Source organism: Burkholderia sp. USMB20 (assembly GCF_000949135.2).
Lineage (GTDB): Bacteria > Pseudomonadota > Gammaproteobacteria > Burkholderiales > Burkholderiaceae > Burkholderia.
This window is the reverse complement of sequence record NZ_JTAN02000021.1, coordinates 563339-580222: the sequence shown is the minus strand read 5'-3', so window position 1 is coordinate 580222 and position 16884 is coordinate 563339. Positions and strand designations below refer to the sequence as shown.

Annotated in this window: 14 protein-coding genes; 7 read left to right on the top strand and 7 right to left on the bottom strand. The window is 68.0% G+C overall.

The genetic code is table 11. From position 1 onward, the window contains the following. Positions 1–11: 11 nt before the first annotated feature. Positions 12–812: a helix-turn-helix transcriptional regulator gene (locus tag PL79_RS32915; RefSeq protein WP_044843044.1), complete on the bottom strand. Its 801-nt coding sequence runs from the start codon at positions 810–812 to the stop codon at positions 12–14. A gap of 132 nt (positions 813–944) precedes the next feature. Here PL79_RS32915 and PL79_RS32910 point away from each other — a divergent pair, with 132 nt between their 5' ends. Further along, a complete protein-coding gene (locus PL79_RS32910; RefSeq protein WP_044843045.1) occupies positions 945–2351 on the top strand; it encodes an APC family permease in 1407 nt (468 codons plus the stop codon). A gap of 44 nt (positions 2352–2395) precedes the next feature. Continuing rightward, complete coding sequence (locus PL79_RS32905) at positions 2396–3505, top strand: DmpA family aminopeptidase (RefSeq protein WP_044843046.1); 1110 nt, start codon at positions 2396–2398, stop codon at positions 3503–3505. Positions 3506–3652: 147 nt separating this feature from the next. On the opposite strand, the gene PL79_RS32900 is transcribed toward PL79_RS32905, so the two are convergent. Together PL79_RS32900 and PL79_RS32895 are read right to left on the bottom strand one after the other, a co-directional pair. Next, positions 3653–3865 (bottom strand): hypothetical protein, encoded by a 213-nt coding sequence (locus PL79_RS32900; protein WP_044843047.1) that lies wholly within the window; start codon positions 3863–3865, stop codon positions 3653–3655. Between the two features lie 158 nt (positions 3866–4023). Further along, a complete protein-coding gene (locus tag PL79_RS32895; RefSeq protein WP_044843048.1) occupies positions 4024–6207 on the bottom strand; it encodes an FUSC family protein in 2184 nt (727 codons plus the stop codon). A 191-nt stretch (positions 6208–6398) separates the two neighbouring features. Here PL79_RS32895 and PL79_RS32890 point away from each other — a divergent pair, with 191 nt between their 5' ends. Next, a complete protein-coding gene (locus tag PL79_RS32890; protein ID WP_044843049.1) occupies positions 6399–7346 on the top strand; it encodes a LysR family transcriptional regulator in 948 nt (315 codons plus the stop codon). Positions 7347–7495: 149 nt separating this feature from the next. On the opposite strand, the gene PL79_RS32885 is transcribed toward PL79_RS32890, so the two are convergent. Together PL79_RS32885 and PL79_RS32880 are read right to left on the bottom strand one after the other, a co-directional pair. Continuing rightward, positions 7496–7798 carry a DUF4148 domain-containing protein gene (locus tag PL79_RS32885; RefSeq protein WP_044843050.1) on the bottom strand — a complete coding sequence of 101 codons (303 nt, stop codon included), beginning with the start codon at positions 7796–7798 and terminating at the stop codon, positions 7496–7498. A gap of 223 nt (positions 7799–8021) precedes the next feature. Then, positions 8022–9173 (bottom strand): porin, encoded by a 1152-nt coding sequence (locus PL79_RS32880; protein ID WP_044843051.1) that lies wholly within the window; start codon positions 9171–9173, stop codon positions 8022–8024. A 308-nt stretch (positions 9174–9481) separates the two neighbouring features. On the opposite strand from PL79_RS32880, the gene PL79_RS32875 reads away from it, so the two are divergent. From PL79_RS32875 to PL79_RS32860, 4 genes are all read left to right on the top strand, one after another. Beyond that, positions 9482–9946, top strand: a complete 465-nt coding sequence (locus tag PL79_RS32875; RefSeq protein WP_044843052.1) for a VOC family protein — start codon at positions 9482–9484, stop codon at positions 9944–9946. A 75-nt stretch (positions 9947–10021) separates the two neighbouring features. Continuing rightward, a complete protein-coding gene (codA, locus tag PL79_RS32870) occupies positions 10022–11263 on the top strand; it encodes a cytosine deaminase (RefSeq protein WP_044843053.1) in 1242 nt (413 codons plus the stop codon). A 198-nt stretch (positions 11264–11461) separates the two neighbouring features. Beyond that, on the top strand, positions 11462–12796 hold the full coding sequence (locus PL79_RS32865) for a chloride channel protein (RefSeq protein ID WP_044843054.1): 1335 nt from the start codon (positions 11462–11464) through the stop codon (positions 12794–12796). Positions 12797–12996: 200 nt separating this feature from the next. Then, positions 12997–14319 carry a TIGR00366 family protein gene (locus PL79_RS32860; RefSeq protein WP_044843055.1) on the top strand — a complete coding sequence of 441 codons (1323 nt, stop codon included), beginning with the start codon at positions 12997–12999 and terminating at the stop codon, positions 14317–14319. A gap of 64 nt (positions 14320–14383) precedes the next feature. Here the strand turns inward: PL79_RS32860 and PL79_RS32855 are convergent, their stop codons facing one another. Both PL79_RS32855 and PL79_RS32850 read right to left on the bottom strand, forming a co-directional pair. Next, on the bottom strand, positions 14384–15712 hold the full coding sequence (locus PL79_RS32855; RefSeq protein ID WP_044843056.1) for an MFS transporter: 1329 nt from the start codon (positions 15710–15712) through the stop codon (positions 14384–14386). Between the two features lie 231 nt (positions 15713–15943). Next, on the bottom strand, positions 15944–16876 hold the full coding sequence (locus PL79_RS32850; protein ID WP_044843057.1) for a 3-keto-5-aminohexanoate cleavage protein: 933 nt from the start codon (positions 16874–16876) through the stop codon (positions 15944–15946). Positions 16877–16884: the final 8 nt, after the last annotated feature.

Genomic DNA, 16884 nt, shown 5'->3' with positions numbered 1-16884 from the left:
GCGTGTCGCGCTTACCCCGCCGCATCCTCTCCAAGCGCCTGAATGAACCGCGAAAACAGCTCCGGCTGCGACGAGATCCCGAGCTTCGCGTAAAGATGCCGCCGATGCACCTTCACCGTTTCCGGTGAAATCGCCAGCCGCTCGGCGATCGCCTTCGACGAATTGCCGCGCAGCACCATTCGCGCGATCGACATCTCGCGATCGGTCAGCACGCCCGCGCCGAAGCGCGCGAGCGCCTGCTCGACGCGCGCGCCGAGATCGTCGTCGGGTGTCACGCGCGCGGCATCGCCCACCAGCCGCCAGTGCTGCCGGATCGTCGCGAGCACCCACGGCATCGCGGCCGTCAGCTTGCCGAGCGGTTCGACGTCGAAGCGCGCGGCCGCGCCGAGCGACAACGACAGCAGCAGGTCGGGGTTCGGCCGCAGCAGGATCTGGATTTCATCGTCGCCGACCGCGTGGCGGAAGTAGTTCAGGAAATACTCGCTCTGCCGGAACAGGTCGGGCGCGACCTCCTCGAGCCGGTAGCAGCCGTCGGCGAGCCCGTCGTGCGCGGCCTGCAGGAACGGATCGAGCAGATACAACCCGTTGAGGTAAAGCGGCACCGGCGACGCACTGTCGGTGCCGCCCGTGTCGTATTCGTCGAGGACGAGCGGCACGCCGTCGCGGCCGATCGCGGTCGCGAGCGCGTTGTCGAACGGCACCATTTCGTTGAGCAGCAGCACCAGGAAACGCCAGAAGCGCGGCTGGCCGAGATGATCGATCGCGCGGCCGAGCGCCTGGTGCATCGCGATTTCGGAGAAGAGTCGATCCATATCACCACCGAAGGGTGTAACACGAAGGGGGAATAGCGGTCCTGAAATTGGCTTCCTAGACTGCCACGCAATCAATCGGGCCCGAGTATGGGTGTTCAAAAAAGCGCAGGACAGAAGCAACAGGAGAACGAAATGGCGATGATGTCGGAATCGACGGGCACGCTGCAAGCGACGCCTGCCACGGAAGGCGCGCCGCGCGCGTTGTCGCAGACGCTCAGCGTGCGCGACGCGGTGATGATCACCGTGTCGGGCGTGACGCCTGCCAGCTCGATCTTCGTGATCGCGCCGTTCGCGATCCAGCAGGCCGGCAGCGGCGCGGTGCTGTCGTTCCTGCTCGGCGGCGTGCTCGCGCTCGCGTTCGCGCTCTGCTACGCGGAGCTCAGCGCCGCGCACCGCAGCGCGGGCGGCGAATACGTGATGGCCAAACGGGTGTTCGGCACGCTGCCCGGCTATCTGACCTTCATCACGGTGCTGTCCGTCAGCGTGTTCATTCCTGCGGTGCTCGCGAGCGGTGCCGCGCCCTACCTGAACAACGCGCTCGGCACGCACTTCAGCAACCAGTCGGTCGCATTGACGATCGTGTTGCTCAGCTACGTGCTCGGCATGCTGAACATCAAGACGAACGCGTGGATCACCGGCGCGTTTCTCGTCGTCGAGATCGGCGTGCTGATGCTGATTGCGGGGCTCGGCTTCGGCTCGCCGCATCGCGGCGCGGACGCACTGGTCGCGCCGGTGGTCGCGAGCGGCAATGCGCTGGTGCCGGCCACGCTCGCGGCGATCGTGCCCGCGATCGGCACGGCGATCTTCTGCTACAACGGCTTCGGCTCCGCCGCCTATCTCGCGGAAGACCTGCGCGGCGGCAACCGCAACGTCGCGAAGGCGGTGATCTACTCGCTGCTGGTGATCCTCGTCGTCGAACTGATTCCGCTCACCGCGATCGTGCTCGGCGCGCCGTCGCTGACGGAACTGACGAAGAGCGCCGACCCGATCGGCTATGTCGTGCGCTCGCTGAGCAACCCGGCGGTGTCGCGCGCGGTCAGCGGCGGGATCTTCCTGTCGGTATTCAACGCGATCATCGCGATCGTGATCACGATGGGGCGCCTGCTATACAGCAGCGGCCGCCATGCGCTCTGGTCGCGCACCTGCAACCGCGCGTTCTCGACGATCCATCCGCGCTTCGAATCGCCGTGGCTCGCGACGCTCGCGCTCGCCGTGCCGTCGTCGGGGCTGGTGTTCGTGTCGAGCCTCGACGAGCTGACCGCGTTCACGGTCGACCTGCTGCTGCTGATCTACCTGGTCGTCGGGCTGGCCGCGCTCGCGAGCCGGCTCGTGCGCCGCGACGTCGAGCATCATTACCGGATGCCGCTGTGGCCCGTGACGCCGCTCGTCGCGGTCGCGGGTGCCGCGTACACGCTCTACACGACGCTGGCGACGGCGACCAAGCCGACCGACCTGATCATCATCGGCGCGCTGCTGGTGGCCGCACTCGCGATGTATGCAGTCTGGGCGCGCCACAGCGATGCGTTCCGCTCGCTCTGAACCACTCGCACACCGAACCATTGAAAGACTGGAGGAATTGCATCATGCGCACGAGGGATCTCGGCATCCGCATCGGACTCGGCACGCCGGGCCGCTTCAACGCGATCACGGACGTACCGGGCGTGCGGGTCGGACATTGCACGCTGAACGTCGAGAACGGCGATGAATCGATCCGCACCGGCGTGACTGTCATCGAGCCGCGCGCGGGTGCCGCGCACGATTCGCCGTGCTTCGCGGGCGTCCATGTGCTGAACGGCAACGGCGACGCGACCGGGCTCGAATGGATCCGCGAAGCCGGCCTGCTGACGACGCCGATCGCCTATACGAACACGCACAGCGTCGGCGCGGTGCGCGATGCGCTGGTCGCGAACGAACGCGAGGCGGCGGCCGGCCGCGTGTACTGGTGCATGCCGGTCGTGATGGAAACCTACGACGGCCTGCTCAACGACATCTGGGGGCAGCACGTGCGTGCCGAGCACGTGCTGCGCGCGCTGGCCGCCGCGCAGTCGGGGCCGGTCGCCGAAGGCGGCGTGGGCGGCGGCACCGGCATGATCTGCCACGAGTTCAAGGGCGGCATCGGCACCGCGTCGCGGGTGGTGACGGCCGACGCGGGCGGCTGGACCGTCGGCGCGCTCGTGCAGGCGAACTACGGCGTGCGCGCGATGCTGCGCGTGGCCGGTTATCCGGTCGGCGACGTGCTGCGGCACGTGCCTTCGCCGTTTCGCGCGCCCGACGGGCAGGGCGAGGCCGGGATGGGTTCGATCGTCGTCACGATCGCGACCGACGCGCCGCTGCTGCCGCATCAATGCACGCGCCTCGCGCAGCGTGCGAGCGTCGGGCTGGCACGCGTCGGCGGCGGCACCGAGGATTCGAGCGGCGACATTTTCCTTGCGTTCGCAACGGGGAACGACGGCTTGCCCGCCGCGAACTACGGCAGCAAGGGCGCGCCGACGACGGCCGTGAAGATGGTGAACAACGACCACATCTCCGCACTGTTCGTCGCCGCGGCGGAAGCGGTGGAGGAAGCGATCGTGAATGCGCTGGTCGCCGGGAGCGACGTCGAGTCGCGCGGCGCGCGGGTCGAAGGGCTGGGGCAGGCGCGCTTGCTGGATGCGTTGCGCGAAGTGGGGTGGCGGCCGGGGCGCGGCGCCTGAAACGGCATGCGCCGCTTCAATCGAAGCGGCGTGGCGGGCAGTGTCGTTGCGGCGATCGGCCGGCTCGTCGTGCACGCGCGCAGGCGATACGTGTGATACGTGCGATGTGCGCGCGGCGAGCCCGGCCGTGACGACGCGGCGTCATGCTCAGCTGCCGAAGTAGACGTTGCAGAAGCTGACGGGGCCCACGCATGCGTTCGGGTCTTCCTGCTTCGATTGCGCACGATCGACGCGGCCCGAGGCCTGGACGGCTTCGGCGCGGTTCGCCGGTTGTTGCGCGACGTCGGCCGGCGCGCTCTGGGCGTGCGCGACGGCGGCGGTGAGCGACAGGGCAACGAGGGCGAGGTGCAGCGGCTTCATTTCGGTTTCTCCTGGGTCAGTGCCAGTCTCGCTGGCAGTGAGGAAACTATAGGCTCGCCCTGCCTGGAAATTAATCACCGCGGGTGCAGAGCTTATTTCCAATCGGAACAAGGGTGACGTTGCGTACGCATCGATCTCCCGCCGACCCTTGTCGGCGCTCAATGACGATGGCGGTTGAACGGCGCATCCTTGTCCAGCAGCGCGCTGCGGATGAAGTGCAGGCAGCCGACGATGCGCTGCATGCGGTGGCGTTCGTCGGGCACCGCGTACCACGCGTGCAGCGTGTGCTGCGCGGCGCGGATCGACAGGTTCACCGATTTGAGCGTGCGCGCATGATGGCCGGGCGTCGGATCGTCGAAGAAGCGCGGCAACTCGTGCAGCACCGCGTCGACCGAGGCGGTCCAGCGCAGCGTCTGCGGCGGTTTCGATTCGCAGAACCCGTGCAGCTCGTCGCGCAGGTCGATCACCGCATGGCCCACTTCGAGCGTCGACAGCATCCAGCGCAGTGCGTCGCGATGTTGTCGCGTGCGCTTGACGAGCAGCGTGCGCAGCTGCGCCATCAGGTCGTGCGTGCTCGACTGGAAGCGCGCGGCGAGCCCGTCGCGCGCGCCTTCGCACGCGAACGTGACCTGGCGGCGCAGGTCATGCGCGATCCGCGACGTGAGCCACGGCATGTGGGTCGGAAACACCACGGCGAACACGATCGAGCACGCGAGCATCGCGACGACGACGGCGAAGCCGTTGTTGATCAGCACCTCGGGCGTATACGCGATCGCGTTGTCGGGGCCCGCGAGCAGGCAGAAGAACACCGCGAAGCCGATCCCGTAGCCCGACAGGCCCGGGCGCATCGCGAGAAACGCGCCGAGGCCGAGCACCGGCGCGAGTGCCGCGCACAGCAGCGGAAAACCGTCGATGTTCGGATAGACGTAGCAGAGGAACACGTAGCCGACCGCCGTCGCGAACGCCGCGCCGACGCCCATCTGCGCGACGAACTTCGGTGCGCGCGGCGACGTCGAGCTCAGCGCGCACGCGATCGCGGTGGCAATCACGGCGAGTGAGCCGCTCGGCCATTCGGACGCGAGCCAGAACGCGCTCATCGCGCCGACAGCGACGAGCGTGCGCAGGAACGCGAAGCCGACGAAGAACGAATTGGTCTTCACCGCGTAGTGCGTGACCGAGCGTTCGAACGCGTGATCGTCGCGATCGAGCGACGCGTTGGTGTCGGCGTAGCCGAGATACTCGCCGATGAAGCGATACATCAGCTCGATCGCAGTATCGAAGTCGAGCAGGCCGCCGGCCGCGTGATCCTCGATCGCACGGCGCGACGCGCGCGCGGCCTTCGGCAACGCGGCGTGAAAGCGGCGCAGTTCGAGCAGTGCGCCGGTGGTCGACGCGATGCCGCGCTGCCGCTCGTCGCGCAATGCGGTGATCCGCTGCGCGAGCGCATCGATGTGCGGCGCGAGTGCGTCGAGCACCGCGTCCGACCGGTTCGCGCGCAGGCGTTTGACGAGCTGGTGCAGCGCATGCAGGCGCGTGCATGCATTCATGAACTCGCTGTTGAGCCGCGCGAGCCGGCGGCTGCGCGCGCGAATGTGCGGATCCTCGAACGACGCGAACGCGCGGTTGGCCTCGAACCCGACGATCTCGTCGACGAAATCGGCGAAGCGCCGCTCGAAGTCGCCGCGCGCGAGGTCGCCCGACAGCGCGCCGGCCGCGAACGCCGCGAACTTCACATGACGCGCGCTCAGCGAGCGCATCAGCGCTTTCGCGGAACTGAGCGGCAGGATCAGCGCACTGACCGCGCCGGAACATGCGATGCCGAGCGCGACTTCCGCGGCGCGCGTGAGCGCGGACTGGAACAGCGTCTGCGGCGTCATCACCGCGGGCAGGCCGATCAGTGCGGCGGTGTAGCCGGCGAGCACGAACCCGTACCAGCGGAAATGGCGGTTGCGCACCGCGAGCGCGATGCAGCCGCCGACCCACAGCGTGATGCCGGCCATGTACAGCTCAGGCTGCTGCGCGAACAGCCCGCCGAGCGCGAGCGCGGCGACGAGGCCGGCCGCCGTGCCGAGCATGCGGTAGAAGCTCTTCGCGAACACCATCCCCGACAGCGGCTGCATCAGCACGAACACGGTCGTCATCGCCGTGCGCGGCTGCGACATCTCGAGGCGCATCGCGATCCCCATCGCGAGCAGCGCGGCGAGCACGGTCTTGGCGAGGTGCAGCCAGATCAGCCCGTCGGTCGCGGCCCAGTCGCGCGCGGCGCCGCCGAGCGGATCGAGCCAGGTTCTCCATCGGGCCGGTTCGATGGCAGGTCGCTCGATCGCAGGTTGTGGCTTCATGAAAAAAAGCGGGGCGCGTGCGGTGCCGCGGCGCGTCCGGACGGGTCCGTTCGACTGGTGAGGCGCCGATTGTAGGAGTGCGGCGCGCGGGCATTAACGCAGCTACGGGGAAACGATAGTTGCAGGCCGCGTAACAATCTGTCGCACCCGCTGGAGGAAAATAGCGGCTCCGCTACAGGTGGCTCACAGGAATGGATACCCTACAAAACATGCGGGTGTTTACGCGCGTCGTCGAGACGGGCAGTTTCACCGCGGCCGCGCAATCGCTGAATTCGACGACCGGCGCGATGTCGCGCGCGGTGTCGGAACTCGAGGCGCGCCTGCGCACCCGTCTGATGAATCGCTCGACGCGCCGCCTCGCGCTGACGTCGGCCGGCGAAAGCTATCTGCGGCGCTGCCGCCAGATTCTTGCCGACGTCGATCGCGCCGAGGAGGAGGCGAGCTGCGCGCACGAACGGCCGGCTGGCGTGCTGCGCATGCACAGCTTCGCGAGCGTCGGCCATCACTACGTGATGCCCGCGCTCACGCGCTACCACACGCAATATCCGGACGTGTCGATCGAGCTGTCGCTGTCGCAGCGCATGCCCGACCTGTTCGACGGCACAAGCGACATGGCGGTCGTGACCGCATCGTCGCTGCCCGATTCGGAGCTCGTGTCGCACCTGCTCGGCTCGACCTTCAGCATCCTGTGCGCGTCGCCCGAGTACGTGAAGCGCCACGGCGCGCCGGTCCGCCCGCAGGATCTCGGCGCGCACGCGTGCCTGACACTTTGCACGCCGGCGTTCCCGACCCACGAATGGGTGCTCGAAGGCGCCGACGGCATCGAGCAGATCCATGTCACCGGGCCGGTGCAGACCAATACGGCCGAGTCGCTCGCGCTCGCGATCCGCGACGGTATCGGGATCGGCATGCTGCCGCTGTATGCGGCGATCGACGCGCTGCAGGACGGTACGCTCGTGCGCGTGCTGCCCGGGCACATCCTGCAGAAGATGAACGTGTATGCGCTGTATCCGTCACGCCGCTTCATCGACGCGAAGGTGCGCACCTGGGTCGAGATGCTGCGTGCGCAGGTGCCGGGGATGATTGCCCGCGACGTCGAGATGCTGAACGCGATCGACCGCGAGCCGCAGGCTGCCTGATCAGGCAGCCCGAGCGCGAATCCAAGACGGGATGGCCGCGTGCCGGACGGCACGCTGTCCGGCCGCATCCATCGTGACGGACCGGTTCGCGCGATTTCCGCCGCGCCCGCGGGACGCATGTCACGCGGGTGCGGCGTTGCTGCGTGTCTTCACAGCGCGGGCTTTGCCGCCACGCCCGATTCCGTTGCGCCCGCACCGGCCGGGCCATATGCGCGTTGGGCGGCCTTGTGCTCGGCGAGCCGTTTTGCTGCCAGGCGTTCCTGCGCGGCCATGATGTCGTCCGGATAATTGCCGGCGTCGCCGAGCGACGGGTTGTAGCCGACCGATTCGAGGTCGTAGAGCTCCTGCAGCACCTGTGCGCGCGTGACGGGCACCTTGGCGGACTGAGCGAACGACAGGGCCGGTGCGGCAAGCAGGACGGCAGCGGCGGCGGTAACGACGAGCGATTTCACGATGTTCTCCAGTAGACGGGGTGTGAGGCCGGTCCGGTGATCGACGCGCGATCCGAACCGTCGATGCCAGTCTATGCAGCACACGCGCGCACAAAAACCCCGATTCCGGGCAGGCAGCTTTCCAGATGGAACAACATTGGTGCAGGTCGCCCACAGCGCGCGAACCCGTCCGCCAGGACAGGGTCCCGGCGGACGGGCGACGGGCGCTTACGCGGCGCGGAACTCAGAACCGCGTGCGCATGCCGATCGTGCCGACGATCTGGTTCGCGGTGCTCGAGGCGCCGCCCGACGTGTTGATGAAGGCCTGGTAGCCGCGGCCCGACGCGTGCTGGTACATCGCTTCCGCGTACAGGTCGGTGCGGCGCGACAGCTTGTACACGGCCTGCAGGTCGACCTGGTGCCACTTCGGATCGGTGCCGTGCTTGCTGTCCGGGTTCGACACGCTGGCGTCCGTGTACACGTAGGCCGCGCCGAGACTGACGGCCGGCGTCACCGCATAGCGCACGTTCACGTCGTAGTTGTTGAACGCGACCTGGCCGGTGGAACCGAACGAGCCCGAGTTGTCGTACTGGGAGCGCGTATAGACGAAGCCGACCGTCGCCGGACCGAACACGTAGCTGACACCGCCGCCGTACGAGCGCATGCGGTCCGCGCCCACCGACCAGCCGCCCTGGCTCACGCTCTTCGCTTCGGCCACGTCGGTCGCGCCCGGGCTCGCGCTCGTCGAGCCCTTCGTGCCGTTCATCTGCAGGTACGCGCCGGCCAGCTTCAGCGGGCCGTTCGTGTAGCTCGCCGCGACGCTGTACGCGCGATTGCCGGCGAAGTTCGTGGAGTTCGAGAAACCGTACAGCGCGCCGACCTTGAAGCCCGCGATCGTGTCGCTCGTGTACTTCACCGCGTTGTTGATGCGCACCGAGTGGTTCAGGTTGTCGTTGTCGAACGGATGTGCGAAGCCGGTATCGCCGAAGTCGCCGGCCGTCGCGGACAGCGGCGCGACGAAGTCGACCATCGTGTCGTACTGGCGGCCGAGCGTCAGCGTGCCGTAGCCGCTGCTGGTCAGGCCGACATACGCGTGGCGGCCGAACAGCTTGCCGTCCTGCCCGAGCGCGCCGTTGTTCACGTTGAAGCCGTTCTCCAGGACGAACAGCGCCTTCAGGCCGCCGCCGAGATCTTCCGTGCCGCGCAGGCCGAAGCGGCTGCCGTTGACCGTGCCGGAGGTCATGCGCCACAGCGATGCGCCGCCGGCGTTGTTGGTGTACGCGATGCCGGCGTCGATCAGGCCGTACAGCGTGACCGAGCTCTGGGCGTGCGCGAGCGGGGCGAAGAGTGCGGCGGCCGATGCGGCGGCAATCAGGGTTTTGTTCGTTTTGTGCATGTAACAGCTCCTGCGTGTGGGACGGGTGACCAAAGTTCGGCGCAAGTGTAGGGGCGGGGTCGCGCGATTCCGGCCGCAGGCGCGCGAGTACACCGTTGCGAGCTGCGCAAGAGTGCGTCACACGGCGTTCACAAATCGGTCCGGAGGCCGGACGGCGTGCGTTTTCGCCGACGGCGCGACGCGAGCGGTCGGGCGGCCGCGCATGCCGTGTCGCGCATTGACAACACGCGCGTCGCCGGTGCGGGAGTTGATCGCCGCGCCGCGCGCGTGGAGAATGGGCAGACCATTGCCGAGATCCGGAGCCCCCGATGACCACGCCGCGCCGTCCTTCCTTGAGTGCCGCGCTGTGCTACCGCGACCCGAAAGCCGCGCTCGCATGGCTCGAACGCGCATTCGGCTTCGAGCGCGCGCTGGTCGTCACCACGCCGGAAGGCGACATCGCGCATGCCGAAATGAGATTCGGCGACGGGCTCGTCATGATCGGCGGCGCGTGGGCCGACTTCATCGCCTCGCCGCAGGACACGGGCGACCGGAACACGCAGCACGTCCACGTGCATCTTCCCGACGACGCCGACATCGACGCGCACTGCGAACGCGCACGTGCGGCCGGCGCGGAGATTCTGCAGGCGCCGGCCGACCAGTTCTACGGCGATCGCATGTATCGCGCGCGCGATCCCGGCCGGCATGTGTGGACGTTCGGCAAGCACGTGCGCGACGTGACGAACGACGAGATGAGCGCGGCGACCGGCCTGGCGATCGAGGCTTTCAAATAAGCGCGGCACGCATCGCAGGAGCCGGTTTTTCCCCACCACGCGGCGCGCTGACGCCGCATGACGCCTGGACCCACCATGAACCTCTTCAATGCACGCCTGCGCGGCCGCGACGGGCTGTTCACGATCGGCATCGACGGCGACCGGATCGCGCGGATCGACGCGCAGGCCGCGCCGGTCACATCGGTCGGCGTCGGCGATGTCGATGCGGGCGGCCGTCTCGCAATTCCGCCGCTCGTCGAACCGCATATCCATCTCGATGCGGTGCTCACGGCCGGCGAGCCGGCCTGGAACATGAGCGGCACGCTGTTCGAGGGCATCGAGCGCTGGTCCGAGCGCAAGGCGACGATCACGCACGAGGATACGAAGACGCGCGCGCATGCGGCGATCGGCATGCTGCGCGATCACGGCATCCAGCACGTGCGCACCCACGTCGACGTCACCGATCCGACGCTGGCCGCGCTGAAGGCGATGCTCGAAGTGAAGGACGAGGCGCGCGGGCTGATCGACCTGCAGATCGTCGCGTTTCCGCAGGAAGGCATCGAGTCGTTCGACGGCGGCCGCGCGCTGATGGCGCAGGCGATCGAGCTCGGCGCGGACGTCGTCGGCGGGATCCCGCATTTCGAGAACACGCGCGAGCAGGGCGTCAGCTCGATCCGCTTCCTGATGGAGCTGGCCGAGCGCACCGGCTGCCTCGTCGACGTGCACTGCGACGAGACCGACGATCCGCATTCGCGCTTTCTGGAAGTCCTCGCGGAAGAGGCGCGCGTGCGCGGCATGGGCGCGCGCGTGACCGCGAGCCATACGACCGCGATGGGCTCGTACGACAACGCGTATTGCTCGAAGCTGTTCCGGCTGCTGAAGCGCGCGGGCCTGAACTTCGTGTCATGCCCGACCGAGAGCATTCATCTGCAGGGGCGCTTCGACACGTTTCCGAAGCGGCGCGGGCTCACGCGCGTAGCGGAACTCGATCGCGCGGGTCTGAACGTGTGCTTCGGACAGGATTCGATCAAGGATCCGTGGTATCCGCTCGGTAACGGCAACATCCTGCGCGTGCTCGACGCCGGCCTGCACATCTGCCACATGATGGGCTACCAGGACCTGCAGCGCTGCCTCGACTTCGTGACCGATCACAGCGCGACGACGATGCATCTCGGCGACGGCTACGGGATCGCGGTCGGGCGGCCGGCGAACCTGGTCGTGCTCGATGCCGACAGCGACTATGAAGCCGTGCGCCGGCAGGTGAAGGCCACGCTGTCGGTGCGCCACGGGAAGGTGATCATGCGGCGCGAGCCGGAGCGCGTCACGTATCCGGAGTGACGCGGATGCGGCGACGGCGGCGGACGGCGGCGCACGGCGGCACGCCCCGTCGGGAACTGCCGTCTTTCTTGTATGCGCTGAATGCATGAGTTGATCAGAAAAATACGTTTGTCTCATGAGAGATCGACGCCTACGATGCGGTCCTGACGGCGGCGTGCATGGTGCGCGCTGTCTTGTCGATCATCGTCCGCCGACCTCATGCACCTCGATCTCCCGTCTGCTCCCGCGTCTTCCTCGCCGTCCGTCAGCCCGTTTGCGCGGATGGCTGCCGTCACGATCCTGACCGGCATCGGCGCTGGCGTCGGCGGGATGCTGCTCGCGCTGCTGCTGCACGCGATCCAGCACGTCGCGTACGACTACAGCCTCGCGCACGTGGTCGGCGCCGAGAGCTTCCTTACCGGCGTGAGCCAGGCCGACCCGCAGTGCCGGCTCGCGGTGCTCGTCGTCTGCGGGCTCGTCGCGGGCGGCGGCTGGTGGGCGCTGTACCGCTATGGCCGGCCGCTCGTCAGCATCCGCCGTGCGGTGCGTGCCGCCGATCCGCGGATGCCGTTCGTCAGCACGACGGTGCACGCGCTGCTGCAGATCGTCACCGTCGCGCTCGGTTCGCCGCTCGGCCGCGAAGTCGCGCCGCGCGAGATCGGCTCGCTGCTGGCCGGGCAGCTCGCGCACCGCGCGGGGTTGACGCCCGCCGACTGCCGGCTGATGGTCGCGTGCGGCGCGGGTGCCGGGCTCGCGGCCGTCTACAACGTGCCGCTCGGCGGTGCGGTGTTCGTGCTCGAAGTGCTGCTCGGCACGTTCGAACTGCGCGCGCTGGTGGTCGCCGTCGTCACGTCGGCGATCGCGGCGGCCGTCGCATGGATCGGCCTCGGCAACGAACATCAGTACACGGTGCCTGCGTTCGTGCTGAGCACGCCGCTCGTCGCGTGGTCGATCGTCTGCGGGCCGCTGTTCGGTTTCGCCGCGTACGGCTTCGTGCGGCTCACGAGCCGCGCACGGGCGGATGCGCCGAAGGGCCGGCTGCTGCCGGTGCTCGCGCTGGTCAATTTTGCGGTGATCGGCGTGCTGGCGATGCGCTTTCCGCAACTGCTCGGCAACGGCAAGGGGCCGGCTTCGATGGGCTTCGACGGCACGCTGACGATCGGGCTCGCGGCGACGCTGCTCGTGCTGAAGGTGGCGATCGAGGCGGGCAGCCTGCGCGCGGGGGCGGAGGGCGGGCTGCTGACGCCCGGTCTCGCGAACGGCGCGCTGCTCGGCGTCGTGCTCGGCGGGCTGTGGAGCCTCGTGTGGCCGGGCGCGTCGATCGGCGGATGCGCGCTGGTCGGCGCGACCGCGTTCCTCGCCGCGTCGATGCAGATGCCGATCACGGCCGTCGTGCTGCTGCTCGAATTCACGCGCGCGAATCACGACAGCCTGGTGCCGATGCTGCTGGCCGTGGCGGGCTCGCTGGTTGCGTACCGGTTCGCGCAGTGGGTGGTGGAGGGGCGGATGGGGGCGGCCGCGGCCGTCGCCACGCCGGTGACGGCGACCCGGTAGCCCTCCTCGGCACAGGCTGCGGCGCGCGGGCTGCCTGTCATCGCTTTTTCCCGTTTCCTTGCCGGTTTCCAGCCCGTATCGCGACCGGATCACGCCGAAGCGCGTCTGCCGGTTCTGTGCAAGAATCCGCGCGTTTCCGCGCCACCGAACAACGAACCATATGTGCGCGGACGTCCCTATCAGGAAACGAGGAGCACAACTTGATTCAACGCATTTCCCGCTTTTTCACGCAGGTCGTCCACCGCGTATTGCCCGACCCGTTGATTTTCGCGATCCTGCTGACCGTCGCCACGTTCGCGCTCGCGTTCGGCCTCACGCCGAATACCCCCGTGCAGCTCACGACGATGTGGGGTGCCGGCTTCTGGAACCTGCTCGCGTTCTCGATGCAGATGGTGATGATTCTCGTGACCGGCCATGCGCTGGCGAGTTCGCCGCCGGTGCGGCGGCTGTTGGTTGCGCTTGCAAGCACCGCGCGCACGCCGGGGCAGGGCGTGATGCTCGTCGCGTTCGTCGGCGCGCTCGCCTGTGCGATCAACTGGGGCTTCGGCCTCGTGCTCGGCGCGATGCTCGCGCGCGAGGTCGCGCGGCGCGTGGCCGGCAGCGACTACCGGCTGCTCGTTGCGTCCGCGTACATGGGCTTCCTGAGCTGGCACGGCGGGCTGTCGGGTTCGGTCCCGCTCGTCGCCGCGACGAAAGGCAATCCGATGGAAAAGACCATCGGGCTGATTCCGGTATCGGACACGATCTTCACCGGCTACAACGCGTTCATCACGATCGGGCTGATCGTGATGCTGCCGTTTCTCGCGCGGATGATGATGCCGAAGCCCGGCGACGTCGTGAGCGTCGATCCGGCGCTGCTCGCGGAGCCACCGAGCGTCGAGCGCCAGCTCGGACCCGATGCGACGTTCGCCGAGCGGCTCGAGGAGAGCCGCGCGCTGTCGGTCGCCGTCGCGGCGCTGTGCGCGGCGTTCCTCGTGCTGCGTTTCATGCAGAAGGGCTTCGCGCTCGACATCGACACCGTGAACCTCGCGTTTCTCGCGGCCGGCATCCTGCTGCACCGCACGCCGATGGCGTATGCGCGCGCGGTGGCCGGCGCGGCGCGCGGTGCGTCGGGAATCATGATCCAGTTCCCGTTCTATGCGGGGATCCAGGCGCTGATGGATCACTCGGGGCTCGCGGGCGTGATCACGAAGTGGTTCGTCGATATCGCGAACGTGCACACGTTTCCGCTACTCGCGTTCCTCAGTTCCGCCGTGATCAATTTCGCGGTGCCGTCGGGTGGCGGCCACTGGGTCGTGCAAGGTCCGTTCGTGATGCCGGCCGCGCAGGCGCTCGGCGCCGATCTCGGCAAGGCTGCGATGGCGATCGCGTACGGCGAGGCGTGGACCAACATGGCGCAACCGTTCTGGGCGCTGCCCGCGCTCGCAATCGCGGGGCTCGGCGTGCGCGACATCATGGGCTACTGCGTGACGACGCTGCTGTTCTCGGGCGTGGTGTTCATCGCGGGGATGTATCTGTTCTGACGAAGTGACGCGAGATGCGGGCGGGGCGAAGCCCGCATTTCGCCGGCCTGGATTTCGTCTGTCCTCAATCGCGCGACCGTGCGTCGGCGCGCTCGTGTCCGTGACGCAACGCGAGGCTCGCGAACGCTGCGACGACGAGCGCCGCCGCCAGCAGCGTCAGCCCGTTCTTCGCGTTGCCGGTCGTCTGTTCGATCGCGCCGACGACGGTTGGCCCGACGAAGCCGCCCAGCAGCCCGCACGTATTCACGAGCCCGAGCCCGCCGGCCAGTGCGCTGCCCGCGAGCCGCGACGCCGGAAACGTGAACACGATCGACTGGACGACGAAGAACATGGACGCGGCGACGCACACGCAAGCGAGACCGGCCATTGGCGACGCATGCGCGGCACCCACCATTCCCGCGGCCATTACGATGAGCCCGGCGCACAGTATCCGGCGCGAATGATGTGACTCGCGCGCGAAGCGCGGCAGTGTGGACGCGCCGAGGGCGGCAGCGAGCCAGGGCAACGCGGTCAGCAATCCCACCGCGAACGGTGAAAAGCGTCCGGATGCGCCGATGATGCCCGGCAGGAAGAAAATCACCGTGTAGATGGTCAACTGGTGGCAGAAGTACACGAAGATCGCGAGCCAGATCTGCGGATCGCGCAGCGCGGCACCGAACGCGTGGCCGCCGTGGGTTGCAACGCCTGCATCCTGTTCCGCCGCCAGCGTGCGTTCGAGCGCGCGGCCGGTTTCGGGGGACAGCCACGGCGCGCTGCTCGGGCGGTCCGGCAGGCGTGTCCACACGACGAAGGCGAGCAGGACGGCCGGAATTCCCTCGACGACGAACAGCCATTGCCAGCCGTGGAAGCCGAGCGTTCCATCGAGTTCGATCAGCCCGCCGGCCAGCGGACCACCGACGATGTTCGCGATGCACACGCCGAGGAGGAAATAGCCGGTCGCCCGCGCACGTTCCTCGCGACCGAACCAGTACGTGAGGTACAGCATCACGCCCGGAAACAGCCCGGCTTCGGCGGCGCCGAGCAGCAGGCGCATCACGTAAAACGACGTCGGGCCGGCAACGAACGCCATCGCGATCGACAACGCACCCCACGTAATCATGATTCGCGTGATCCAGAAGCGCGCGCCCACCCGGTGCATGATCAGGTTGCTCGGGATTTCGAACAGCGCGTAGGTGAGAAAGAACAGGCCCGCGCCGAGTCCGTAGGCGGCCGATGAAATGCCGAGATCGACACCCATCGAGTGTTTTGCGAATGCGATGTTGGTGCGGTCAAGGAAGCTGATTACGTAGGCGGCGATCAGCAGCGGCATCAGTTTGCGAAACAGCAGCCGGTTCAGCGACGCACTTGCGTCGCCGACGGCGGAAGGCAGGGCCTGGGCGTGATGAGTGGACATGCGGACGACTCCGGTAATGGCGAACGGGCGCACACGGCAAGCACGGCGTGCCGCGTTCGACTGAGGCCGCTGCGTCGCGCGCAGCGGAGGGGCAGACGACGGAGCCGCGCCGGCGGCGCTCGACGGGAGCGGGGCGATGGAAGGCATCCTGGCACCGGCCGGCTCGGGCCGGCGCCTTGTCTCTGCGCTTGCGGGTCCTGGTGTTGCGTGGTGTCGGGCGCAACCCGGCGATCAGAACTTGACCGCGTCGCCGCCCTTGAGCTTGAGCATCGCGCGCGCGTCGGCCGGCGTCGCGATCTCCAGCGACAGGCCTTCGAGCACCTGCCGCATCTTCAGTACCTGCGCGGCGCTCGATTCGGCGAGCTTGCCGGGCCCGATCCACAGCGAATCCTCGAGCCCGACGCGCACATTCGCGCCTTGCGCGGCACCGATCGTCGCGAGCGGAATCTGGTTGCGACCCGCGCCGAGTATCGACCACACGTAATCGTCGCCAAACAGGCGGTCGGCCGTGCGGCGCATGTGCATCAGGTCCTCCGGGTGCGCGCCGATCCCGCCGAGCAAGCCGAACACGCTCTGCACGAAGAACGGCGGCTTCGCGAGCCCGCGGTCGACGAAGTGCGCGAGGTTGTACAGGTGCGAGATGTCGTAGCACTCGAATTCGAATCGCGTGCCGTTCGCGCCGCAGCGCGTGAGGATCGTCTCGATGTCGGCGAACGTGTTCTTGAACACGAGATCGCGGCTTTTCTCGAGATGTTCGCGCTCCCACGGATGCTTCAGTTCGCGAAAGCGCTCGAGCATCGGATAGAGTCCGAAATTCATCGAGCCCATGTTCAACGAGGCGACCTCGGGCTGGAAATGCAGCGCGGGCTGCAACCGTTCGTCTACCGTCATGTGCGGGCTGCCGCCTGACGTGAGGTTGATCACCGCGTCGGTCTGCGCTTTGATGCGCGGCAGGAATTCGGCGAACACGGCCGGATCCTGCGTCGGCTTGCCGTCGGACGGGTTGCGTGCGTGCAGGTGCAGGATCGCCGCGCCGGCCTGCGCGGCCGCGACCGCCGCCGCTTCGATTTCGTGCGGTGTCACGGGCAGGTACGGCGACATCGACGGCGTATGGATCGCGCCGGTCGGCGCACACGTGATAATGACTTTGCGAGCGTTTGCCACGGATGGAT

Excerpts from the sequence above, each read along its gene's own strand:
- PL79_RS32915 (WP_044843044.1), bottom strand. The coding sequence starts at position 812 with ATGGATCGACTCTTCTCCGAAATCGCGATGCACCAGGCGCTCGGCCGC.
- PL79_RS32910 (WP_044843045.1), top strand. The coding sequence starts at position 945 with ATGGCGATGATGTCGGAATCGACGGGCACGCTGCAAGCGACGCCTGCC.
- PL79_RS32905 (WP_044843046.1), top strand. The coding sequence starts at position 2,396 with ATGCGCACGAGGGATCTCGGCATCCGCATCGGACTCGGCACGCCGGGC.
- PL79_RS32900 (WP_044843047.1), bottom strand. The coding sequence starts at position 3,865 with ATGAAGCCGCTGCACCTCGCCCTCGTTGCCCTGTCGCTCACCGCCGCC.
- PL79_RS32895 (WP_044843048.1), bottom strand. The coding sequence starts at position 6,207 with ATGAAGCCACAACCTGCGATCGAGCGACCTGCCATCGAACCGGCCCGA.
- PL79_RS32890 (WP_044843049.1), top strand. The coding sequence starts at position 6,399 with ATGGATACCCTACAAAACATGCGGGTGTTTACGCGCGTCGTCGAGACG.
- PL79_RS32880 (WP_044843051.1), bottom strand. The coding sequence starts at position 9,173 with ATGCACAAAACGAACAAAACCCTGATTGCCGCCGCATCGGCCGCCGCA.
- PL79_RS32875 (WP_044843052.1), top strand. The coding sequence starts at position 9,482 with ATGACCACGCCGCGCCGTCCTTCCTTGAGTGCCGCGCTGTGCTACCGC.
- codA (WP_044843053.1), top strand. The coding sequence starts at position 10,022 with ATGAACCTCTTCAATGCACGCCTGCGCGGCCGCGACGGGCTGTTCACG.
- PL79_RS32865 (WP_044843054.1), top strand. The coding sequence starts at position 11,462 with ATGCACCTCGATCTCCCGTCTGCTCCCGCGTCTTCCTCGCCGTCCGTC.
- PL79_RS32855 (WP_044843056.1), bottom strand. The coding sequence starts at position 15,712 with ATGTCCACTCATCACGCCCAGGCCCTGCCTTCCGCCGTCGGCGACGCA.